The sequence below is a fragment of the Saccharopolyspora gloriosae genome, from assembly GCF_022828475.1.
Lineage (GTDB): Bacteria > Actinomycetota > Actinomycetes > Mycobacteriales > Pseudonocardiaceae > Saccharopolyspora_C > Saccharopolyspora_C gloriosae_A.
The window spans coordinates 5,551,134-5,573,208 of sequence record NZ_CP059557.1 but is presented as its reverse complement, the minus strand read 5'-3'; the positions used below and the strand labels follow the sequence as shown (position 1 = coordinate 5,573,208).

Annotated in this window: 17 protein-coding genes; 11 read left to right on the top strand and 6 right to left on the bottom strand. The window is 70.0% G+C overall.

The genetic code is table 11. The features are described from left to right. Positions 1-205: 205 nt before the first annotated feature. The 3 genes from folC (at position 206) to H2Q94_RS24325 (ending at position 2,371) form a co-directional block, all read left to right on the top strand. Positions 206-1,573: a bifunctional tetrahydrofolate synthase/dihydrofolate synthase gene (gene folC, locus H2Q94_RS24335; protein ID WP_243789493.1), complete on the top strand. Its 1,368-nt coding sequence runs from the start codon at positions 206-208 to the stop codon at positions 1,571-1,573. After that, positions 1,570-2,019 (top strand): DUF4233 domain-containing protein, encoded by a 450-nt coding sequence (locus tag H2Q94_RS24330; RefSeq protein ID WP_243789492.1) that lies wholly within the window; start codon positions 1,570-1,572, stop codon positions 2,017-2,019. Before folC ends, H2Q94_RS24330 begins: the two co-directional genes overlap by 4 nt. A gap of 193 nt (positions 2,020-2,212) precedes the next feature. After that, entirely contained in the window at positions 2,213-2,371 is a 159-nt protein-coding gene (locus H2Q94_RS24325) for a hypothetical protein (RefSeq protein WP_243789491.1), read from the top strand. Here the strand turns inward: H2Q94_RS24325 and H2Q94_RS24320 are convergent, their stop codons facing one another. Then, positions 2,372-3,472, bottom strand: coding sequence for a zinc-binding dehydrogenase (locus H2Q94_RS24320; RefSeq protein WP_243789490.1), 1,101 nt, complete (start codon positions 3,470-3,472; stop codon positions 2,372-2,374). 133 nt (positions 3,473-3,605) lie between these two features. Here H2Q94_RS24320 and H2Q94_RS24315 point away from each other — a divergent pair, with 133 nt between their 5' ends. The 3 genes from H2Q94_RS24315 to H2Q94_RS24305 all read left to right on the top strand — a co-directional run bounded on the left by H2Q94_RS24315 (position 3,606) and on the right by H2Q94_RS24305 (position 7,772). After that, positions 3,606-5,150 carry an alkaline phosphatase D family protein gene (locus H2Q94_RS24315; protein ID WP_243789489.1) on the top strand — a complete coding sequence of 515 codons (1,545 nt, stop codon included), beginning with the start codon at positions 3,606-3,608 and terminating at the stop codon, positions 5,148-5,150. 166 nt (positions 5,151-5,316) lie between these two features. Next, positions 5,317-5,727, top strand: coding sequence for a nucleoside-diphosphate kinase (gene ndk / locus H2Q94_RS24310; protein ID WP_243789488.1), 411 nt, complete (start codon positions 5,317-5,319; stop codon positions 5,725-5,727). A gap of 83 nt (positions 5,728-5,810) precedes the next feature. After that, complete coding sequence (locus H2Q94_RS24305; protein ID WP_243789487.1) at positions 5,811-7,772, top strand: TIGR03960 family B12-binding radical SAM protein; 1,962 nt, start codon at positions 5,811-5,813, stop codon at positions 7,770-7,772. 366 nt (positions 7,773-8,138) lie between these two features. Here the strand turns inward: H2Q94_RS24305 and H2Q94_RS24300 are convergent, their stop codons facing one another. The 4 genes from H2Q94_RS24300 to H2Q94_RS24285 form a co-directional block, all read right to left on the bottom strand. Continuing rightward, positions 8,139-9,059 (bottom strand): IS3 family transposase, encoded by a 921-nt coding sequence (locus H2Q94_RS24300; protein WP_243789486.1) that lies wholly within the window; start codon positions 9,057-9,059, stop codon positions 8,139-8,141. Next, positions 9,056-9,367 (bottom strand): transposase, encoded by a 312-nt coding sequence (locus H2Q94_RS24295; protein WP_243789485.1) that lies wholly within the window; start codon positions 9,365-9,367, stop codon positions 9,056-9,058. Before H2Q94_RS24295 ends, H2Q94_RS24300 begins: the two co-directional genes overlap by 4 nt. A 230-nt stretch (positions 9,368-9,597) precedes the next feature. Continuing rightward, positions 9,598-10,815 carry an IS110 family RNA-guided transposase gene (locus H2Q94_RS24290; RefSeq protein ID WP_243789484.1) on the bottom strand — a complete coding sequence of 406 codons (1,218 nt, stop codon included), beginning with the start codon at positions 10,813-10,815 and terminating at the stop codon, positions 9,598-9,600. Between the two features lie 300 nt (positions 10,816-11,115). After that, complete coding sequence (locus tag H2Q94_RS24285) at positions 11,116-12,426, bottom strand: S8 family peptidase (protein ID WP_243789483.1); 1,311 nt, start codon at positions 12,424-12,426, stop codon at positions 11,116-11,118. A 314-nt stretch (positions 12,427-12,740) separates the two neighbouring features. Between H2Q94_RS24285 and H2Q94_RS24280 the strand changes: the two genes are divergently transcribed. The 3 genes from H2Q94_RS24280 to H2Q94_RS24270 all read left to right on the top strand — a co-directional run bounded on the left by H2Q94_RS24280 (position 12,741) and on the right by H2Q94_RS24270 (position 18,118). After that, positions 12,741-13,535, top strand: coding sequence for a TIGR03936 family radical SAM-associated protein (locus H2Q94_RS24280; protein WP_243795892.1), 795 nt, complete (start codon positions 12,741-12,743; stop codon positions 13,533-13,535). Positions 13,536-13,706: 171 nt separating this feature from the next. Beyond that, a complete protein-coding gene (locus H2Q94_RS24275; RefSeq protein WP_243789482.1) occupies positions 13,707-17,066 on the top strand; it encodes a translation initiation factor IF-2 N-terminal domain-containing protein in 3,360 nt (1,119 codons plus the stop codon). 140 nt (positions 17,067-17,206) lie between these two features. After that, entirely contained in the window at positions 17,207-18,118 is a 912-nt protein-coding gene (locus H2Q94_RS24270) for a hypothetical protein (protein ID WP_243789481.1), read from the top strand. On the opposite strand, the gene H2Q94_RS24265 is transcribed toward H2Q94_RS24270, so the two are convergent. Then, entirely contained in the window at positions 18,093-18,818 is a 726-nt protein-coding gene (locus H2Q94_RS24265; protein WP_243789480.1) for a helix-turn-helix transcriptional regulator, read from the bottom strand. The genes H2Q94_RS24270 and H2Q94_RS24265 overlap by 26 nt on opposite strands. A gap of 264 nt (positions 18,819-19,082) precedes the next feature. On the opposite strand from H2Q94_RS24265, the gene H2Q94_RS24260 reads away from it, so the two are divergent. Together H2Q94_RS24260 and H2Q94_RS24255 are read left to right on the top strand one after the other, a co-directional pair. After that, positions 19,083-20,477, top strand: a complete 1,395-nt coding sequence (locus H2Q94_RS24260; RefSeq protein ID WP_243789479.1) for a PepSY-associated TM helix domain-containing protein — start codon at positions 19,083-19,085, stop codon at positions 20,475-20,477. Between the two features lie 79 nt (positions 20,478-20,556). Continuing rightward, positions 20,557-22,062 (top strand): bifunctional type I 3-dehydroquinate dehydratase/shikimate dehydrogenase, encoded by a 1,506-nt coding sequence (locus H2Q94_RS24255; RefSeq protein ID WP_243789478.1) that lies wholly within the window; start codon positions 20,557-20,559, stop codon positions 22,060-22,062. Positions 22,063-22,075: the final 13 nt, after the last annotated feature.

Sequence of the window (22,075 nt, the reverse complement as noted above, 5' to 3'; positions counted from 1 at the left end):
GGGATTGGGCGAACGGTCCGTTCACTCCACTTCGCTCACCTGCGCGACGGCACCGGGCCGGGTTGAGGTGAACGGACCGTTCGTCCAACGGGATTGGGCGAACAGGCCGTTCACTCACAACGTCCCGGGGCGCGGGCCGGGAGTGTGCACCCTCCGACGTAGACTTGAGCTGGACGTTTGTCGTCGGGGTAGGGGAGTGTGCCAGTTGTCCGGCACCGAGTCCGGTGCGCTGCACGAGCTGCGCGTGGTGGAGGCCGAGCTCAACGAGCGCTGGCCGGAGACGAAGATCGAGCCGTCGCTGGATCGGATCAGGGCGCTCACCGACCTGCTGGCCGATCCGCAGCGCAACTACCAGGTCGTGCACATCGGTGGCACGAACGGGAAGTCGTCCGTCTCCCGGATGGTGGACGCGCTGCTCACCCGCATCGGGTTGCGCGTCGGCCGCTACACGAGCCCGCACCTGCAGCTGGCCACCGAGCGCATCAGCGTCGACGGCAAGCCGATCAGCCCGGAGGCCTACGTCGAGGCCTACCGCGACATCGCGCCGTACGTCTCCATCGTGGACTCCAACCACGACGTGAAGATGTCGAAGTTCGAGGTGCTGACCGGGATGGCGTTCGCCGCGTTCGCCGACGCCCCGGTCGAGGCGGCCGTGCTGGAAGTCGGGCTCGGCGGTGGCTGGGACGCCACGAACGTCGCCGACGCGCACATCGCGGTGCTGTGCCCGATCGCGCTGGACCACGCCGACTACCTCGGCACCGACCTCGCGGGCATCGCCCGGGAGAAGGCCGGGATCATCAAGCCGGACTCGGTGGTGGTGCTCGCCGCGCAGACCGCCGAAGTGCAGACCCCGATCATGGAGCGGATCGCCGAGGTCGACGCGACCGTGGCCCGCGAAGGCAACGAGTTCGGCGTGCTCTCGCGGACCGTCGCCGTCGGCGGGCAGATGCTGCGGCTGCAGGGTCTCGGCGGCGTTTACGACGAGGTCTTCCTGCCGCTGCACGGAGAACATCAAGCTCGCAACGCCGCGCTGGCGCTCGCGACCGTCGAGGCGTTCTTCGGTGCGGGCGCCGAACAGCAGCTCGACGTCGAAGCCGTCCAGGAGGCGTTCGCCGGCGTGATCACGCCCGGTCGCCTGGAACGGGTCCGCGCCGCCCCGGCGGTGCTCGTCGACGCCGCGCACAACCCGCACGGCGCCCGCGCCCTCGCGGACGCGTTGAGCTCCGAGTTCTCCTTCCGCCGCCTCGTAGCGGTGATCAGCGTGCTGGCCGACAAGGACGTGCGCGGAGTGCTGCGGGAACTCGAACCCGTCGTGGAAGAAGTCGTGCTCACCAAGAATTCCTCGCCGCGGGCGATGGACCCCGACGAGCTCGCCGCCCTGGCCAAGGACATCTTCGGCCCGGACCGCATCGTCGTGGAACAGCGCTTGGACGACGCCGTGGAAACCGCCATCCAGATGGCGGAGGAGACCACCGGCGACTCCGACACCGTTTCCGGTGGTGGCGTGGTGATCACCGGGTCCGTGGTGACCGCCGGTGAGGGGCGAGCACTGTTCGGCAAGGAGCCACTGTGACCGAGTCCGGATCCGACCACGCGTCCTTCTGGTCGCTGCCCACCGCGCCCGAAGGCGTGCGCGACCCGTGGAAGGGTCTGCGCGGCATCATGGCGGGCACGCTGGTGATGGAGTTCATCACCTTCGGACTCGCGCTGCCCGTCGTGTGGCAGTTCGGCGGCGGCGTCACCGGCATCGGGTTCGCCGTGGTCGGCGTGCTCACCGTGCTCATGCTGATCGCCGGGTTCACCCAGCGGAAGCCGTGGGGGCTCGGGTTCGCGCTGGTGCTGCAGGTCGCGATGATCGCCTGCTACCTGGTGCACCCCGCCGTGGGCATCATGGGACTGCTGTTCGCGGCGGTGTGGGGCTACATGCTGTACCTGCGACACGACGTCGCGAAGCGCATGCGCGAAGGCCGTCTCTACGACCAGCTCGGCCACCCCGAGGGCTATCCGCCGGAGCAGTGATCGAGGTCGCCGGTGCGGTTCGACCGGTGGCCCCAGAGCTCGGCGAACCGTCGCGGCGGCATCGCATCCGGTTCCGGCGGCGAGCCACGGGCCGCATCGTCGTGCCTGCGGCGACCCCCGGGCGGATCGTCGTTCGGCGACGGCACCTGATCGTGTCCTTGGCAGTCGTGTTGATCATCGGTATCCATGGCGTATGGAGATCAACAACGATGCGGTGGCGAATCAGATTCCTCAACTGGTGGCTCGGAAATTCCAGCTCTCCACCTTCGACTTGGGCGAGCCGCTGGCCGGAATCGACATCAACGACAACGCCGCGCTGCTCGAATGCCTCGACACCGATCAGTGGAGCTGATCACGCGATGTCGATGACCGCCCGGCCCTGGATCTCCCGGCGGTTCAGCGCGTCGTAGGCGTCCTGCACCTCGTCGAATCCGAAGCGACGGCTCACCGCGTCCTGCGGCCGCAACCGCCCGCGGGCCACCAAATCCAGCAGGACCGGCATGTCCCGCTGCGGCTTCGCGCCGTACGAGCCCTTGATCTGCAGTTTCCGGCGGGCGATGGTGGCCAGGTCGAACTCGCCGATGCTGCCCTTCGGGGCGATGCCGACGACCACCACTTGGCCGCCCTCCACCACGGAATCGCGGGCCACGCCGAAGGTGGCCGTGCTCCCCAGCGCCTCGAACGCCACGTCGACACCTCGGCCACCGGTCAGTTCGCGGATCGCCTCCGGAGCGTCCACATCGGACGAATTCACGGTGTGCGTGGCGCCCAGTTTCCGGGCCGCTTCGAGCTTGTCGTCGGCGATGTCCACCGCGACGATCGTCGAGGCGCCGAACAGCGCGGCCAACTGGATCAGCGAACTGCCCACGCCGCCCGCCGCGACCACCGCCACCGCGTCGCCGACCCGCACGTCCGCGGCGTGCCGCAACGCGCCGTACGCGGTCATCGTCGAACAGCCCACCGAAGCCACATCGGCCAACTCCACCTCGTCCGGCACCTGGTACACCGAAGTCACCGGAGTCACCGAACGCTCCGCGAGGCCGCCCATCGAATACATCCACACCGGCTCGCCGCCCGGCCGGAACAATCTGGTCTGCCCGTCGTAGAGCAAGCCCTTCGCGCGGTTGTGCGCGAAGAACTCCAAGCAGATCTCCGAATTCCCGCGCGTGCACTGGGCGCAACGTCCGCACGGCATGATGAAGCTGGTCACCACCCGGTCGCCGACGCGCACCCCGGCCACGTCCGGCCCGACCTCGGAGATCACTCCCGCCACCTCGTGCCCGAGCACCGCCGGAGTCGGGAACGGCAGCTCGCCCTTGAGCACGTGCAGATCCGAATGGCAGGCGCCGCACGAGAGCACGTCGATGGCGACCTCACCGGCCTTCGGGTGCGGATCGGCGATCTCCTCGATGGTCATCGGCTCGTTCACGGCGGTGTGCACGGCTGCTCGCATCCGGACCTCCTCGTCGGACCGGCCGGTCGGTACGGCCGAAGCCGAACCTAGTCCGCCGGTTCAACGCACACCAGGGACCGGACGTTCAACTTCTCGTAGCCTGCCGGTCGTCGGACTCGGATAAAACCGGCACATGAGTGCAATGAATCGACGTGACCTGCTGCGACGCGCGATCACGGGAACCGGTGTGGTCGGCGCCGGGATGCTGCTGCCGTCGACCGCCGGTGCCGGACCGGCGTTCGTGCGCGGAGGCAGGCCGGTGCTGACGCACGGTGTGCAGCTCGGCGACCCGCGACCGGACGGGGTCGTGGTGTGGACCCGCGCGGACCGGCCCGCCCGCATGATCGTGGAGGTCGCGCCGGACGCGGGATTCCGCGGCGCGCGGCGAGTCCGGGGACCGCTGCTGACCCCGGAGACCGATGGCACCGGGGAACTGCTGCTCGACCACCTCGCCCCCGGACGCGAATTCCACTACCGCGTCAGCGCCGAAGACCTCGACGGCCGGGTCACCGGCGAACCGCTCACCGGGCACTTCCGCACCCCTTCACGGGGACGCGAGGACGTGCGGTTCCTGTGGTCCGGTGATGTCGTCGGCCAAGGCTGGGGCATCAACCCCGACGTCGGCGGCATGACCATCTACTCCGCGATGGCCCGCCGCGACCCCGACTTCTTCCTGCACAGCGGTGACACCGTCTACGCCGACGGCCCGTTGGAAGAGACCGTGGCACTGCCCGACGGGCGAGTGTGGCGCAACCTCGTCACCTCCGAGAAGTCGAAGGTCGCCGAAACGCTCGCCGAATACCGCGGGCAGTTCGCCTACAACCTGCTCGACGAGAACGTGCGCGGCTTCGCGGCCACCGTGCCGCAGCTGATCCAGTGGGACGACCACGAAGTCACCAACAACTGGTATCCCGGTGAGATCCTCGACTCCGAGGAGTACACCGAGAAGCGCGCCGACGTCCTCGCCGGACGCGCGTTCCAGGCGTTCCACGAGTGGCAGCCCGTTCGCCGCGTCGACGCCGTCGACGGACGGGTGTACCGGAAGGTCTCGCACGGGCCGCTGCTGGACGTGTTCGTGCTGGACATGCGCACCTACCGGGACGCGAACTCGCCCGGTACCAGCCCCGAGCGCATCCTCGGCGAGCAGCAGGCCAGGTGGTTCGTCGACGAGCTCGCCCGCTCCCGCGCCACCTGGAAGATCGTCGCCGCCGACATGCCCATCGGGCTCGTCGTCCCCGACGGGGACACCGACGTCGAAGCCATCGCCAACGGCAGGCCCGGAACGCCCAACGGACGGGAGGCCGAAATCGCCCGGGTGCTGCGGGAGATCAGCCGTCGCCGGGTGCGCAACGTGGTGTGGTTGACCGCGGACGTGCACTACACCGCCGCGAACCACTACTCGCCGGAACGCGCGGCGTTCACCGAGTTCGACCCGTTCTGGGAGTTCGTCTCCGGGCCGCTGCACGCCGGCGCGGGACCGCCGAACGAGCTCGACCCGACGTTCGGGCCGGAGATGGTGTTCGTCAACGCGCCCGCGGCCACCGGAGGTTCGCCGCTGGAAGGATTCCAGCACTTCGGCGAGGTCAACATCGACGGGAGCAGCGGCAGGCTCACCGTGGACCTGCGCGACGCCTCCGGTGCTTCGCTGTGGACCAAGGAACTGGACCCGCAGCGCTGACTCCCGGTGCACCTCGGTGGCGGTGATCACCACCGCCGAGGTCACCGGCCCCCGGCGCTTGCTCGGGCGCCCCGGACCCGATCGGTTCACCTGCATCGATACCCTTTTCGCAACACGGGCGCGGCGACTCAGGACAGGCCCGCGCCCCCATCCGAAGGAGAAAATCGTGAGCGAGCGCACCCTGGTCCTGGTCAAGCCCGACGGGGTCGAGCGCGGCCTGGTCGGCGAGGTCATCGGCCGGATCGAACGCAAGGGGCTCAAGCTGGTCGCGCTGGAGCTGCGCCAGGTCGGCGAAGAACTCGCCAAGCAGCACTACGCCGAACACGACGGCAAGCCGTTCTTCGGCTCGCTGCTGGAGTTCATCACCTCCGGCAAGGTGCTGGCCGCCGTCGTCGAAGGCCCCCGCGCCATCTCGGCGTTCCGCCAGCTCGCCGGTGGCACCGACCCCGTCGACAAGGCCGCTCCCGGCAGCATCCGCGGCGACTTCGGCCTGGAAGTCCAGTACAACCTCGTGCACGGCTCCGACTCCCCGGAGTCCGCCGAGCGCGAGATCAAACTCTGGTTCCCGGAAGTCTGATCGCTCCAGCGGTGCGGCCCGGTCCCGCAGCGGGCCGAGGCCGCACCGCATCCGCTTCGGACGGGACCTCTACCCTGGGCGGTGTGACTGTGGAGTCCGTGTTCGACCGCCTGGAGCCGCTGCTGCCGCGCGTCTCCAAACCCGTGCAATACGTGGGCGGGGAGCTCAACGCGACCGTCAAGGAGTGGGACGCCACTTCCGTGCGGTGGGCGTTGATGTACCCCGACGCCTACGAGGTCGGTCTGCCCAACCAGGGCGTCATGATCCTCTACGAGATCCTCAACGAGCTCTCCGACGTGCTCGCCGAACGCACCTACGCGGTGTGGCCGGACCTCGAAGAACTCATGCGGGAGAACGGGATTCCCCAGTTCACCGTGGACGGGCACCGCCCGGTCGGCGCGTTCGACGTGCTCGGCGTCAGCTTCGCCACCGAACTCGGCTACACGAACCTGCTCAGCGCCCTCGACCTCGCGGGCATCCCGCTGCACGCCGCCGACCGCACCGACGAGAACCCCGTGGTGCTCGCGGGCGGGCACGCCGCCTTCAACCCGGAACCCATCGCCGACTTCGTCGACGCAGCGGTGCTCGGGGACGGCGAGGAATCCGTCCTGGAGATCACCGCCGCCATCCGGCGCTGGAAAGAGGAAGGCAGGCCCGGCGGACGCGACGAACTGCTGCTGCGGCTCGCCGAGAGCGGCGGCGTCTACGTGCCGAAGTTCTACGACGTGAACTACGCCGAAGACGGCACCATCGCCGAAGTCGTGCCCAACCACGAACGCGTGCCCTACCGGGTCTTCAAGCGCACCACCATGGAACTCGACGAGTGGCCGTACCCGAAGCAGCCGCTGGTGCCGCTCGCCGAAAGCGTCCACGAGCGGATGAGCGTCGAGATCTTCCGCGGCTGCACCCGAGGCTGCCGCTTCTGCCAAGCTGGCATGATCACCCGGCCGGTGCGGGAACGGTCGCCCGAAGGCATCGGCGAAATGGTGCAGAAAGGCCTGGAAGCCACCGGTTTCGAAGAGGTCGGGCTGCTGTCGCTGAGCTCCGCCGACCACTCCGAGATCGCCGACGTCACCAAAGGCCTCGCCGACCGCTACGAAGGCTCCAACACCAGCCTGTCGCTGCCCTCCACCCGCGTCGACGCGTTCAACGTGGACCTCGCCAACGAGCTGTCCCGCAACGGCCGCCGCTCCGGACTCACCTTCGCGCCGGAAGGCGGCAGCGAACGAATCCGCCGCGTCATCAACAAGATGGTGTCCGAAGAGGACCTCATCCGGACCGTGTCCGCCGCGTTCGAGAACGGCTGGCGGCAGGTGAAGCTCTACTTCATGTGCGGCCTGCCCACCGAAGAAGACGCCGACGTGCTGCAGATCGCCGAAATGGCCAAGGAAGTCATCCGGGCCGGACGGCAGGTCACCGGGCGCAAGGACATCCGCTGCACCATCTCCATCGGCGGATTCGTGCCCAAACCGCACACCCCGTTCCAATGGGCCTCGCAATGCGACCCGGACACCGTGGACGAACGCCTGCGCAAACTGCGGCACGCCGTGAACTCCGATCGCAGCCTCGGGCGCAACATCGGCATGCGCTACCACGACGGCAAACCCTCCCTCGTGGAAGGACTGCTCTCCCGAGGAGATCGCAGGCTCGGCAAAGTCATCGAACGGGTGTGGCGCGAAGGCGGCCGGTTCGACGGGTGGAACGAATACTTCTCCTACGAACGCTGGACCAGCTGCGCCGCCGACGAGCTCGCGAAGCTCGGCGTCGACGTCGCCTGGTACACCACCCGCGAACGCGAAGAGCACGAAATCCTGCCGTGGGACCACCTGGACTCCGGGCTCGACAAGGAATGGCTCTGGGCCGATTGGCAGGACGCTCTTGAGGCTCGGGAGCAGGATGACTGCCGGTGGACGCCGTGCTTTGACTGCGGGGTGTGTCCGACTATGGGGACCGATATCGAGGTTGGGCCTTCTGGGCGGGTTTTGTTGCCGATCAGTCCTGTGGGGCAGGGGTCGCCGATCCGGAACCCGGCTTTTACTGAGTGACTTGCCCGCCCGGTCGGTTTGCTTTGGGGGTCGGGTGGCGGAACCTCAGTGAGCCTCTCGCTGCGGGATCTTTTTCCCGAGTGGCTCCGCCACGAGGGAAAAAGCTGTCCTCGCGAGAGGCTCACTGAGAACCCGCGGGTGGTCGGCTTTTTGACGTGGGCTATGTGCTTCGCACATACAGGCACGGCCTTCGGCCGCAAGGCAGGCGTGGCTTCGCCCGCCCTTCGCGGGCTTTGCCGCCGACGGCACGGCTTCGCCGCGAGGCACGGCCTTTGGCCGTGAGGCAGGCGTGGCTTCGCCCGCCCTTTGCGGGCTTTGCCGCCAACTGCACGGCTTTGAGGTTCCCCCGCTTTGTCGGAGGCTTGGTTATCTGGTGAGGGTTGGGGCTGGTTGGATGTTTTTGGTGTTGTGTTGGGTGTGGTGGGCTTGTTCGTATTCGTCGGGGGACAGTCCGTCGAGGCCGTGTTGGATGCGGTGGGGGTTGTACCAGCCGTCGATGTAGCGGAACAGTGCTGTGTCGGCCTCGGTTCGGGTGGCGAAGGTGGTGCCTGGCCAGTACACGAGTTCGATCTTGATGGTCGACCACAGGTTTTCCGCGAGGGCGTTGTCGTAGGAATCGCCGACGGAACCGGTGGAGGGTGCGATGCCGGCGTCGGCGAGCCGTTGGGTGAACCGGATCGCGGTGTATTGGCATCCTTTGTCGCTGTGATGGATCAGCTGTCCGTCGTGGACGTCGCGGGACCACAGTCCGTAGTCCAGTGCGGCCAGTACGAGGTCGGTGTCGGCTCGGATGGCGGTTTTCCAGCCGACGATGCGGTTGGAGAACGCATCACGTACCGAGGCCAGCCACAACACGCCCTCGCCCGTGACCAGGCGGGTCAGGTCGGCGACCCACAGGCGGTTCGGGGCGGTGGCCGCGAAGTCACGCTCGACCAGGTCGGGTGCGGCCGTGTGGGCGGGGTTCTGCCGTGTGGAGCCGGTTTTCCAGCCCTTGCGCAGGTGCGCGCCAACGAGCCCGTTGTCCCGCATGAGGCGTTCCACGCGTTTGCGGGAACACCGCACCCCGTGCCTGCGCAGCTGAAGCCATACCCGTGGAGACCCGTAGGTGTCGGCGAACTCGTGTGCTGACCGGATCTGTGTGATCCGTTCCAGCAACTCGGCGTCGTCGCGGTGGCGACGCGAGGGCGCTGCGGCGCGGGCGCGCCAGTCGTAGTAGGTCGAGGCGGGGATGCCCAGGACCCGTAGTACGAGACCGACCGAGAAATCATGGTCATCGATGAAGCTCATGACCGCCTCCGGGTCGGGTCGATCTCGCCGGCAAAATACGCGCTCGCCGCCCGCAACACGTCGTTGACCCGCTGGAGTTCGGCGTTCTCCCGCCGCAGACGGCGGTTCTCCTCGGCCATGTCCGTCGTCGGCCGGTCCTGCCGCTCGCCGGCGTCGGCCTCGTCCTGGCGGATCCAGTTCCGCAACGCCTCCGGATGCACGTTCAGCTGCTGGGCCAACCGCCGGATCACCGGCTTCGGGTCCGACTCCCGATACAACCGAACCGCGCGTTCCCGCAGCTCATCCGGATACTTCTTCGGTGCTGCCACAACGACTTCCTTCCTCAGTCTGCACCAGCAGACCAAACTCGGAAGCCTCCGGACAAACGGGGGAAGCTCAGCTTCGCCGCGAGGCACGGCCTTTGGCCGTGAGGTAGGCGGGGTTTTGCTCGCTCTTTGCGGGCTTTGCCGCTGAAAGGGACGGCTTCGTTGTTAACTGCATGGCTTCGCCGTTAGGTGTACGGCTTTGGTGTGAGGCGGGGGGTGTTCCTATGGTTTTGTCAAGCGGCGGTCGGGGGTGCTGCGGTGTGGGTTGTCGGTCGGGGTGGCTGGTAGCGGGTCTTGTTGCGGAGCATGGCAAAGATGACGTCGCAGCGCCGTCGTGCGAGGCAGATCAGGGCGGCGTTGTGTTTTTTGCCTTCGGCTCTTTTTCGGTCGTAGTAGGTGCGGCTGGTCGGGTCGGACAGGGCGGCGAAGGCGGCGAGGAAGAACGCTCGTTTGAGTTTGCGGTTGCCGGTGCGGGCCGGGTGCTCGCCGCGGATGCTGCTGCCGGAGCGGCGGGTGACCGGGGCGATTCCGGCGTAGGCGGCCAGGTGAGCGGAGCTGGCGAAGGCGGAGGCGTCACCGACTTCGAGGAGGATGCGGGCGGCGGTCCTGACCCCGATGCCGGGCATGGAGGTCAGGACCTCGGCAAGAGGGTGTGCATCAAGGATCCCTTCGACCTCGGTGGCGAGTGCTTTCCGTTGCTCCAGAACGGTTTTCAGGCTCTCGGCCAGCCTGGGCAGTACCAAATCGGCTGCGGCGGCCCCGGGAACGACCACGGTTTGCTCGGCCAGGGCGGCGAGGATGTCGGCGGTGAGGCGTTCGCCCATGCGGGGTGCGTGCTTGGTCGCGATGGAGGTCAGCTTGCGGCGATGGGTGTTGCCCAGGCCGATGGGGCCGCCGCAACGAGACAGGATTTCCAGCACGGCGGTGTGGGTGATGCGGGGGCCGAGGGCGCGTTCGAGGGCTGGGTGCAGGCCGGTGAGCAGGCCGCGGAGGCGGTTACTGAGCCGGGTGGCCTCGGCGGCCAGGTCGTCGTCGAAACCGACCAGCACGCCGAGTTCGGCCAAGGCATCGTCGCCGGTGTCGACTTGGCGCAGCGTGTGGGGCAAGGTACGGGCTGCGTCAGCGATCACGTAGGCGTCGCGGGCGTCGGTCTTGGCGTTGCCGGGGTAGAGGTCGGCGATGCGGCGCATGGCCAGGCCGGGCAGGTAAGCGACCTGGTGTCCGCAGGCGCGGGCGACCGCGACCGGCAATGCACCGATCGTGGCCGGTTGATCGACCACGACCAGCACCGGACCATGCTGGGCGAGCTTGTCGAACACCGCCCGCAGCTTCGGTTCACTGTTCGGGAGCGGCCCATCATGCAACCGTGTCCCGGCCGGGTCCAGGCCCACGGCATGATGCTCGCCTTTGCCTACATCCAAGCCGAGGAATACCTCGAAACCATTGCTCATCTGGCAGGCCGTTCGTTCGTCGTGAGTGGCCGCAGGTCGAGCATCGACGGCCGGCAGCCACGTTACGACGAGACCTACCCAGCGGGCGGCCGTGTCCCTATCAGCGGTCCCTCGATGCCACCAGGCCCGGTGACACCACCCCCCGGATCATGCGTTCGACTGGGGGACATAGTCATGCCGGACCTGGCGACCACAGCTCCTTGATCAGGAACTACGAAAAAGGTAACGGGGGCTTTGGTGCCTTTTGCGGGCTTTGCCGTTGGTCGGGCCGGTTTGCCGTGGGATGCAGTTGTTCGGGGGTTAGTTCGTTACTGCTGTTAGGGCGTCTATTAGGCCGTGGCCGTAGAAGCCGTTGTAGGTGGCGTAGCCGCGGCACAGGGCGTCTTGGCTGCCGTCGGTGTTGAGGTCGTAGTCGCGGGGGCAGTTCAGGGGGCGTGCCGTGTTGCGGAGGCGGTGGCTCAGTTCGGCTGCCCCTGCTTCGGGGTGTTGGGCGGCGAGCAGGGCGGCCACTCCGGCCACGTGGGGTGCCGCCATCGACGTGCCGCAGGTCGACCGGTAATCGCCGGGCACCGTCGAGCGGACGCAGCCGCCCGGGTACTGCTCACCGCCCGGAGCGGCGACGTCCACCGCGCCTAAGCCGTACGAGCTGTAGCCGGCCTTCACCGCGTCGGGACCGACGGCGGCGACCGACACCACGCCGTCCAGCTTCGTCGGCACCGCGTCGCACACCGCCTTCTGCTGCGGCGGGACCGTGGTGAGGTCCGTGCGCTCGTTGCCGACGGCGGCGACGGTGAGCACGTCCCGCTCCGTCGCGTAGTCCACCGCGCGGCGCACCGCCTCCCTCGGCACCGGCGACCCGGCGCGGGTGCAGCCCAGCTGCGCGGACTCGACGAGGAAACTGCTGTTGACCACGTCGACGCCGTGCTCGGCGGCCCAGACGAACCCGCACACCGCCGACTCCGGATGCACGTAGCCGTCGCCGTTGACCACCCGGATCGAGGCGAGCCGCGACTCCGGGGCGACCCCGGTGACACCGTGCCCGTCGTCGGCGGCGGCGATGATGCCCGCGACGTGCGTGCCGTGCGCGTCGCCCTCCGGCGGGGCGGTCAGCTCCGGTTCCTCCGGGGTGAGGCAGTTCGCCGAACGGTCCGTGTCCAGCGCGGCCGCCAACTCCGGGTGCGCCGCGTCCACCCCGGAATCCAGCACACCGACGACCACGTCCGGGCTGCCCCGGCTGATCGCGTGCGCCTCCGGGGTCCTGATCTGGCGCAGGTTCCACTGGTCGTCCCTGGCGGGCTCGGCAGCGGCCGCGGCGTTCTGGCTCTCGCCCGCCTCGATCCGGTCGGCGCGCACCTGCCGCTCCGCGCTGTAGGCGCGGTCCGGTCCCATCCGAATCCCGAAACCGGGGTCCTGCGAGTCGACGATGCCGACGCCGATCTGCTCGTAGTAGGCCGCCACCGAACCGCACTGCGCCTCGGTCTCGGCAGCTGCCGAAGCAGACGGCAGACCGGGTTCGAACAGGACGACGTAGCGCGTGTCGAGGCCGTCACCGGGACAGGACCCGGCGGGGGCCGCGACGGCAGAAGGGCCGGTGCCGACCAGCAAGCTCATGATCGAAAGGCTCGTGGCCACGGCGACGGCCCGCCGGACGATGGGCACGTCCAACCTCCAACGTGGCCGGGCGAACGCCCGATTTCCGCGACGGTAGCCACCGCGCGCGGGGCGGAACAAGGGCCGGAAGAACATACCGCGCGGTGCTCGACGGCCGACGCCGAACCAGGCGGTACCGTCTGGGCACGGTTGGTCCCGCCGGAGTCGGAGGCGGATTCCGGCCGGTGCGGATCAACGATCGGCCGACTCGTGCGGCCACCTCCGGGAGGAGCCTGGTGAGTCGTCGCGACCACCCCAACCCGTCGGCGGCGCCGGTGCAGAAGCTGCGCCTGCGCTACGCCAAGCGGGGCCGCCTGCGGTACAGCTCGCATCGTGACCTGGCTCGGGTCTTCGAACGGGCGTTGCGCAGGGCGGGCGTGCCGATGGCGTACTCGCAGGGCTTCAGCCCGCACCCCAAGGTCTCCTGGGCCGGTGCGGTACCGACCGGGGTGGCCAGCGAAGCCGAATACGTCGAGCTCCAACTGGTGCAGCAGGTGGATCCGGCGGTGCTGCGCGACGAGCTGAACCGGGTGCTGCCACCCGGAATGGAACTCATCGAGGTCGTGCAGGCCGGACCGGGAGCGCTGGCGGAACGCCTGGAGGCGAGCCGTTGGGTGATCGAATTGTCCGGCGTCGAGACGGAGCCGCTGCGCGCCGCGGTGGCGAGCCTGCTGGCCGCCGAATCCGTGGAAGTGGAACGCATGACCAAGGACGGGCGCCGAACTTTGGACGCCCGTGCAGCCGTCGTTTCGGCGGAAGTCCTGGACAGTGCAGATTCGGATGCGCTGAGTGATCGATTTCCCGCTTGCGTCGCCCAAGTGGACGATTGGCCGAAGGGCCGTGCACCGTATGGGATACTCGTAACGGTCGTGCGGCAGACAACACCCGTCGTTCGACCCGACGATGTGCTGAACGCTCTGCGCGTCGTCGCCGATCTGGACCCGTCGACGGCCGCGCGAGCGACCCGGTGGGAACAAGGTCGGCTCGACGACGAGGGAGGGCTCGCCGACCCGTTGACCCTGGACAGGGCGACGGCCGGAGCTCACCGGGGAAACCTCCCGGCCGGGTGACGGGCGAAGGCGCGGACACCGTCGGACCCGCCGTGGGACTTCCCGGTTCACCCAGAGCCGGGACGGAGGGGACCAACAGAATTGCCGTCGCCCACGGGCGACGGAGACCGCAGAACGCACATGCTCCTGTGCGGCCGCGTCCACGGACGCGCCCGGGGGCGGAGGAGTTGAATGTCGAACAGGGAAACGCCCGCTGGGAACGCCAGCGGGCCATCGTCCACATCCACGCAGGAAAGCGGCTCGGGCACTTTCGAGTTGCCCGCGAAGCTGCGGGTGCACGCACTGGCGAAGTTGCTGGGGGCGAGCAGCAGGGAGGTCATCACCTCCCTGGAAGCGCTCGGCGAACCGGTGCGCAGCGCGCAATCCAACATCACGCGCGAGATCGCGCTGCAGGTGGTGCAGAGCCTGCGGCCCGAGCAGATCGCCGACGCCCCGGCCGGTTCGGACGCGGCGCAGCCGCAGCCCGAACAGTCCGACGGTGACCGGCAGGCCGAACAGCCCGACGCCGGTCGGCAGGCCGAGCGGTCCGACGGCGGTCGGCAGGCCGAGTCGTCCGACGACGGCCCGCAGGCCGAGGACACCGCGGCTGAGCCCGCCGAGGCCGAACGCCAGGCCGGCGCCGAGGCCGCCGGGCTGAACCCGGTGTTCGCGGCCCCGCAGGCGATGTTCCTCGCACCGGAGCCCGTCGCAGCCCGCCCGGCGCCCGCCGCGCAGAAGCCCGCCGTCGAACAGCCCGTCGAAGCTCCCGCCGAGCAGGACGACACCGACTCGCAGCACACCGACGCCGAAGATTCCTCGTCCGACGCCGATGGCGACGATGACGACGAGCAGGGCGGCAGGCGCCGCCGCCGTCGCGGCCGTCGCGGTCGGGGCCGCGGCAAGGGCGGCGACGGCGACCAGTCCGACTCCGGTGAGGAGCAGGACGACGAGGTCGGCCGCGAGCAGGCCGAGAAGCCCGGCAAGCAGGACAAGCCCGGCAAGCAGTCCCGCAAGGAGGCGCGCAAGGAGGCCGCTCGCAAAGGCTCCGGCGACGACTCCGCCGAGACCGCCGACGGCAACCAGGACGCGAAGCCCGCCGACGCGCCCTCCGGTGACTCCGACGGGGACTCCGGGGACGACGGCAACCGTCGCCGTCGCCGCCGCCGTCGCCGCAAGGGCTCCGGGGACGACGACGGTCAGAACCGGGACGACGACCCGCCGAACACCGTTGTGCACGTCCGCGAGGAGCGCCAGGACAACGGCCGCCAGGAGAGCAGCGACGACGAGGTTCGCGCGATCAAGGGCTCCACCCGGCTGGAGGCCAAGCGCCAGCGCCGCCGGGACGGCCGCGAAGCCGGTCGCCGCCGCGCGCCCGTGCTGTCCGAGTCGGAGTTCCTCGCCCGCCGCGAGTCCGTGGACCGCCGCATGGTGGTGCGGGAGAACGGCGACCAGACGCAGATCGCGGTCCTCGAGGACAACGTCCTCGTCGAGAACTTCGTGACCGCCTCCGGTTCCGGATCGCTCGTCGGCAACGTGTACCTGGGCCGGGTGCAGAACGTGCTGCCCAGCATGGAGGCCGCGTTCGTCGACATCGGCCGGGGCCGCAACGCGGTGCTCTACGCCGGTGAGGTCGACTGGGACGCCGCCGGGCTCGCGGGCAAGGCACGCCGCATCGAGCAGGCGCTGTCCACCGGTGACAGCGTGCTCGTGCAGGTCACCAAGGACCCCGTCGGCCACAAGGGCGCGCGGCTGACCACGCAGATCAGCTTGCCGGGCCGGTTCCTGGTGTACGTGCCCGGCGGCGGCGCGACCGGCATCAGCCGGAAGCTGCCGGACAACGAGCGCAAGCGGCTCAAGGAGATCCTCAAGCGGATCGTCCCGGACAACGCCGGTGTGATCATCCGTACCGCGTCCGAGGGGACCTCCGAGGAGGCGTTGGACCGCGACGTGCGCCGGTTGCAGGCGCAGTGGGAGATCATCAAGGAGAAGGCCGACACGCCGAAGGCCCAGGCTCCGCAACTGCTCTACGAAGAGCCGGACCTGCTGATCAAGGTCGTGCGGGACCTGTTCACCGAGGACTTCTTCTCGCTGGTCGTTCAGGGCGGCGACGCCTGGGACACCATCGAGGCCTACGTGCAGCACGTGGCGCCGGACCTGATGAGCAGGCTCACCAGGCACGTCGGCAAGAACGACGTGTTCACCGAGCAGCGGATCAGCGAGCAGATCGCCAAGGCGCTGGACCGCAAGGTGTGGCTGCCCTCCGGCGGTTACCTGGTGATCGACCGCACCGAGGCCATGACCGTCATCGACGTCAACACCGGCAAGTTCACCGGGTCGGGCGGCAACCTCGAGGAGACGGTCACCCGCAACAACCTGGAAGCGGCCGAGGAGATCGTGCGCCAGCTGCGGCTGCGCGACATCGGCGGCATCATCGTGATCGACTTCATCGACATGGTGCTGGAGTCGAACCGGGACCTGGTGCTGCGTCGTCTCACCGAGTGCCTCGGGCGGGACCGCACCCGGCACCAGGTGGCCGAGGTGACCTCGCTCGGGCTGGTGCAGATGACCCGCAAGCGGGTCGGCACCGGCCTGCTGGAGGCCTACAGCAGCACCTGCGAGCACTGCCGCGGCCGGGGCCTGCTGGTCTCGACGGACCCGGTCGTGCACCAGCACGGTCAGGGCGGCGGCAACTCCGGTTCCGGCAACGGCGGCGGTGGTGGCGGCGGTTCGCGCCGGAACCGCAACCGGGGCAAGCAGGAGACGCCGGAGTCGGACGGCTCGCAGCACGCCGAGCGCAACGGCGTCGTGCAGGACCATGCGGCGAAGGACTCCCAGACCGGTAAGCAGGACTCGGAGAAGCAGGACTCCGGTAAGCAGGACTCCGGTAAGCAGGACTCGGGCAAGCAGGACTCCGGTAAGCAGGAGTCGGGCAAGCACGAGTCGGGCAAGCAGGAGTCGGGCAAGCAGGAGTCGGGCAAGCACGAGTCGGGCAAGCAGGACTCCGGTAAGCAGGACTCCGGTAAGCAGGACTCCGGTAAGCAGGACTCCGGTAAGCACGAGTCCGGCAAGCAGGAGTCGGGCAAGCAGGACTCCGGCAAGCGCGACTCCGGCAAAGCCGCTCAGCCGGAGCGGGAGGCTCAGCGGTCCGCGCCCGCCGCGGAGTCCACCGACCGCAGTTCGGCACCGCAGGCCGCCGCGCCCGCGAAGTCCGAGAGCACTCCGGCTCCGCAGCCGACGCCCGCGCAGCCCGCGGCTTCGGCGGAGTCCGATGCCGCGACCGGCGAGACCAACGGCCGCTCCCGGCGCCGCAAGGTCAGCCGTCCGGCCGGTAGCGCGGGAACGCCGGTGGAACCCGTGGTGATGACGGTGGCGGAGAAGCCGAGCGAGCCCGCGACGAACGGGGTTCCGGAGGTGCCCGCCCCGGCGACCGCCACGGTCACCCGGCGTCCGCGCCGGCGTGCCGCTTCGCGTCCCGCGGGTCCGCCGCCGGACGAGGCCGTCCCCGGCGACAACGCCGAGGGCGCCGGCGCTGGAGCGAACTCCGAGAACTGAGCACCAGCAACGCCGCGGGCGGGCCGGATTCCCGGCCCGCCCGCGGTCGTTTCGGCACGGGACCCGAGCCGCGTCCTCGGCTCGACCGGACGGCCGATTCGTTCAAGACAGGTGGCCGAGGGCGGTTTAGCGTCCCGGACATGACTGATGGCGGAACGAACCCGGGACGGGTGGATGCGGCGGAACGGTTCATCTGGCTGACCGCCCGGGTGTTGGAACAGCGCCGGTTCGAGTACCTGTTCGGCGCGGGCACCGCGGATCGGGTGGCGGCGGCGCTGGAGCCCTACCGCTGCTCCGACGGCGGCTTCGGCTACGCGCTCGACCCGGACCTGCGCGGTCCCGCGAGCCAGCCGCTCAGCGCGCACGCGGCCCTGAGCGTGCTCAGCGAGATCGGCCGCTGCACCCAGGAGCACGCCGCGGGCATCGTCGACCAGCTGACGTCGATCACCGGCTCGGACGGCGGCGTGCCCGCCGTCGCCCCGTCGCTGCGGGACTACCCGCACCCGCCGTTCATGCCGGTGGAGGACGAGCCGGCGAGCGCGTTGCTCTCCACCGCGCTGCTCGCGGGAGTGCTGCACCGGAATTCCTACGACCACCCGTGGCTGGCGGGAGCGACCGAGTTCTGCTGGCGGCGGATCGACGAGCTCACCGAGACGCACCCCTACGAGGTGCACGCCGCGGTCGCGTTCCTCGACCACGCGCCGGACCGGGACCGCGCCGTAGCGGCGGCGGCCCGGCTCGGTGCGCTGGTGCGGGAGCAGGGGATCGTGGCGCTCGACCCGGCGCACCCCGAGCGGTCCCGCCTGGTCCCGGGCTACGCGCCCGGCGAGTGGCACTACGTGCACGACTACGCGCCGGACCCGAACGGCGTGGCGCGTTCCTGGTTCTCCGACGAGGAGATCGCGGCGAGCCTCGACGCGCTGGAGGCCGCGCAGCAGGACGACGGCGGCTGGCAGATCCGCTGGCGGCGGTGGGCGCCCGGCACCGAACTGGAATCCCGGCCCCGCGTCACGATCGACGCGCTGCTCACCTTGCGCGCGTACGGCCGCTGAGCAGTTCGGCGGCGGTGAGCCCCGACAGCCGCCGCACCTGCCTGCTCAGATGGGCTTGGTCGGCGTACCCGGCGGTGGCGGCGAGTTCGGTGAGGTGGGCGGCGTCGAGGGACCGGGCGCGCTGGAACCGCAGCACGCTCACCAGGGTGCTCGGTCCGTAGCCGACGGCCGAGGTGAACCGCCGTCGCAGCTGCCGGACCGAGAGGCCGAGCCGCTCGGACAACTCCGCCACGCTCGGTGGCCGGGGAAAGCCGAGCAGCCGCACCGCCTCCGCGACGGCCCCGTCGTGCCGGTATTCGGGCAGCCGAGTTCGGGCGAGGTCCACCAGCAGTTCCGAGGCTTCGGTCGCCCGCGAGGTTTCCGCGAGTCGTTCCAGCACCGGCCGGGCTTGTGGTCCCCACAGGTCGCTCAGCTCGACCTGCTGGTCGCGGAGGTCGGCGGCGGGCACCTCGCCGAGCAGCAGCCGGGCGCCGCCGGGGCGCATCCGGAGCCCGGCGATGCCGCCCGCGGCCAGCGGTACGAGTCGTGGTCCGGTGTCGGGACCGGCCATTTCCAGCACGCCGTCGCGCCAGATCAGGTCGAGGCAGCCGTCGGGCAGGACGCGTTGCAGGTGGCCGTCGGACGGAACTTCCTGCGTCCATCCGCAGCTGACCGCGCGGTGCAGCGCGCCGGGAACCGGGTGCTCCTGGTATCGGGACACGACTTCATGCTGCCCGAAGCCACCGACGGTGGTGTTGCGCAGGGAAAACAACCGTGGTGAGCGCCAACGGGCGACCGGAGGGAGATCGTCGACGCCCCGCGGTGCGCGGCTCCATTCGTGCCGATGCGAATGGGGTCCGCCCGTTTTCCAGAGCCGTCCGGCGGTCCCGGATCGAGACCCTTTCGTCCTCGCGACATTGATGCGTGTGGCCGCCTGGATCAGGCTCAGCTAGCCGAAGCCGACGGGCACCACCGGAGGAACCGCATGGTGACATCCACCGGCCAACCAGCACGTCCGGAGGAAGAACCGCAGCACACCCGGCCGAACGATGCCACGGACGTTCCCGGCGCCACGACACCCCGCTCCGGGGTGGCCGCGCTCGCCCGGCGGGTGCATTTCCTCGCAGGGCTCGCGGTGGCGCCGTTCCTGGTCATCATGTGTCTCACCGGCCTGGCCAACGCGTTCACGCCGCAGATCGTCGACGCCGTGCACGGGCGGGAGCTCTACGCCGAGACCGAGGACGGGCCGACGCAGGCCGTGTCGGGTCAGGTCGCGGCCGCCGTGGCGGCACATCCGGAGGGGACAGTCACGGCGGTCATCCCGCCGTCCGCCCCGGACCGCACGACCCAGGTCGTCTTGTCGGTGCCCGGCCTCCCGGACACCGACGCGTTCTCCGACGAGGACCTCACGGTCTACGTCGATCCCTACACCGACCAGGTCCAGGGCGAGCTCATCACGGTCAAGAACCGCCCGCCGGCCCAGACCTGGCTGCGGCACGCCCACGGCAACCTGCACCTCGGCCCACCGGGACGGATCTACTCCGAGTTCGCGACCAGCTGGGTCCCGATCGTCGTCGTGGGCGGCCTCGTCCTGTGGGCCGCCCGGCGACGCAGCCGCGGTGCACCCCCGTCGTCCCGCCCGGCCACGACGACGGAGACGCGCCTGCGGGGCCTGCACGGCTGGTTGGGTCTGTGCCTGAGCGTCGGGCTGGTGGTCCTCGCGATAACCGGCTTCTCCCAGTCCAACTACGTGGGCGACCGCGTGGACCAGCTGTTCGAGGCCGTCGACTCCAGCGAGCCGAGTCTTGAGGCCGGAAAGGTCGCCGTCCCGCCGGGGGCGACGCCGATCGACGTCGACAGCGTGCTGCGCGTCGCGGGTGCCGAAGGTCTTCGCGGGGAACTGACCGTCACCCCTCCCGCCGAACCGGGCGAGGTGTTCCAGGCCGAGGAGACCGGTGTGGGCTGGCCCGTGCAGCGCGACGCTCTCGCGGTCGACCCCTACACCGGGCGGATCACCGAACGCGTCGCGTTCGCCGACCACCCGCTGCCGGCCAAGCTCAACATCGCCGGTGTCCAGCTGCACGACGGCACGCTGTTCGGCGTCGCCAACCAGGTCGTCGTGGTCCTGCTCGCCCTCGGCACGCTGGTGCTGGTCGTCCTCGCCTACCGGATGTGGTGGAACAGGCGGAACGACACGGGCCTCCCACCCGCGCCACGGCCGGTCTGGCGATCGCTCCCGAGAACGGCTCTGGTCGTCCTGATGCTCGGCACCGCGCTGCTCGCCTGGGCCATGCCCGTCCTCGGCGTCAGCCTGATCGGCTTCCTCCTGCTCGACGCACTGCTCGGAGCAGCGCGGCGCCGCAGCCGTCCGCGCACCTGAATCAAGCACATTTCCGCGTCGATTTCGGGTGAGCCGCCCGATCCGATTCCGCACCGTGCACAAACGGGAGGTCGCTCTGATGCGCAGTGGTCGTCCAGGAACGGAGCACGGCAGCGCCGCCGTCAACGCGGTGCTCACCGATCCACGGTCCTGCAGTGGTCCCGAACGTGATTCAGCACGAAACCGGGCAGAACTGCTCGAGGTTCGGGCCGATCTCCTCGGCGAGGTGGATCCGGACCGGTTGCGGCGCCATGCCGGCCAGCGTCTCGTCTACTGTCTGCGCAGCCGTGACCAGGGTGGCCGCTTCGAAGGTTCGCCGGAGGCGCGGCGTGCCCGGTTGCTCGCTGCGGCCGAGCACTACGACGTGGTCGACCTGGAAGCCGACCGCGACCTGGTCCCCGACCTGCTCGCCGAAATCCCGGCGCACCGGCGTCGCATCTCCTGGCACGGAACCGCCGCCGGGCACGACGCGCTCCACGAGCGCTTCGACCGCATGGCCGCCGTGGGAGCCGAGCTCTACCTGCTCACGACGGCCGCATTCCGGGCCGAGCAGGCGCTGGCGCCGCTGCGGTTCCTGCACGACATGGGGCGGTCGGACGTCACCGCGTTCGGCACCGGTGCCGCCGGGGTCTGGAGCCGCGTGCTGGCACCGTGGCTCGGCGCTCCCGTCGTGTTCGGCAGGGCCGATGGCGACGACCCCGAGGTGCCCAGCGTCGACCAGCTGGTGACCGATTACGGCTTCCCCCAGCTGCGGCCGTTGAGCACCGTGTACGGCATCGTCGGCCGCTCGGTCCTGGCCTCGGCGTCGCCGCGCGTGCACAACGCCGGCTACCGGGCGCTCGGCATCCCCGCACTGTACCTGCCGTTCCAGGTCGGGAACTTCGATACCTTCTGGGACGACGTCGCCGGGACCGGGCTCGCCGCGCTCGGCCTCCCACTGCAGGCGGCCACCGTGGTGGCTCCGCACAAGGAGGCGGCGCTGGCCACCGCCGACACGGCCGGCCCGGCGGCGTGCGGCTCCGGTGCGGCGAACTCGCTGGTGCGACGGGGGAACCGCTGGCACGCCGACACGTCCAACAGCCCCGCGATCAGCAGGGCGCTGGCCCGCGCAGGCGCACCCGTGTCCGGCCGCAAGGCCGCAGTGATCGGCTGTGGCGGTGCCGGGCGTGCCGCCGTCCTCGCGCTCGCCGGCTCCGGCGCCGATCCCGTGCTGGTCAACCGCGACCACCGGCGCGGCCGGGCGGTCGCCGAGATGCTCGGTGTCGGGTTCACACCCCTGGACGAGTTCCGCGCGGACGGATACTCGCTCCTCGTGCACGCGACGCCGGTGCGCGACCGGGTGCCGTTCCGGGCGGCCGAGCTGCGCGACGACGCGGCCGTCGTGGACATGGTCTACGGCCCGGCCGAGACCGCGTTCGCCAGGGAGGCGCGCGAGCGCGGACTCACCGTCATCGACGGGTGGGACGTGCTGCTCGCCGACGCCGGGTGCCAGTTCCAGTTCATGACCGACCGGCACATCCCCACCGAGCAGACCCGCGCGCTGCTCCAGGCCGGGCGCACGACCGCGGGCACCCGAACCCGCTAGCAGCCCCGAGCAC

Bases quoted from the DNA above. Each gene is read 5' to 3' on its own strand.
- H2Q94_RS24270 (WP_243789481.1), top strand. From the start codon at position 17,207: ATGACTGATGGCGGAACGAACCCGGGACGGGTGGATGCGGCGGAACGG.
- H2Q94_RS24275 (WP_243789482.1), top strand. From the start codon at position 13,707: ATGTCGAACAGGGAAACGCCCGCTGGGAACGCCAGCGGGCCATCGTCC.
- H2Q94_RS24260 (WP_243789479.1), top strand. From the start codon at position 19,083: ATGGTGACATCCACCGGCCAACCAGCACGTCCGGAGGAAGAACCGCAG.
- H2Q94_RS24255 (WP_243789478.1), top strand. From the start codon at position 20,557: ATGCGCAGTGGTCGTCCAGGAACGGAGCACGGCAGCGCCGCCGTCAAC.
- H2Q94_RS24320 (WP_243789490.1), bottom strand. From the start codon at position 3,472: ATGCGAGCAGCCGTGCACACCGCCGTGAACGAGCCGATGACCATCGAG.
- H2Q94_RS24300 (WP_243789486.1), bottom strand. From the start codon at position 9,059: ATGAGCTTCATCGATGACCATGATTTCTCGGTCGGTCTCGTACTACGG.
- H2Q94_RS24315 (WP_243789489.1), top strand. From the start codon at position 3,606: ATGAGTGCAATGAATCGACGTGACCTGCTGCGACGCGCGATCACGGGA.
- H2Q94_RS24285 (WP_243789483.1), bottom strand. From the start codon at position 12,426: ATGAGCTTGCTGGTCGGCACCGGCCCTTCTGCCGTCGCGGCCCCCGCC.
- H2Q94_RS24290 (WP_243789484.1), bottom strand. From the start codon at position 10,815: ATGAGCAATGGTTTCGAGGTATTCCTCGGCTTGGATGTAGGCAAAGGC.
- H2Q94_RS24325 (WP_243789491.1), top strand. From the start codon at position 2,213: ATGGAGATCAACAACGATGCGGTGGCGAATCAGATTCCTCAACTGGTG.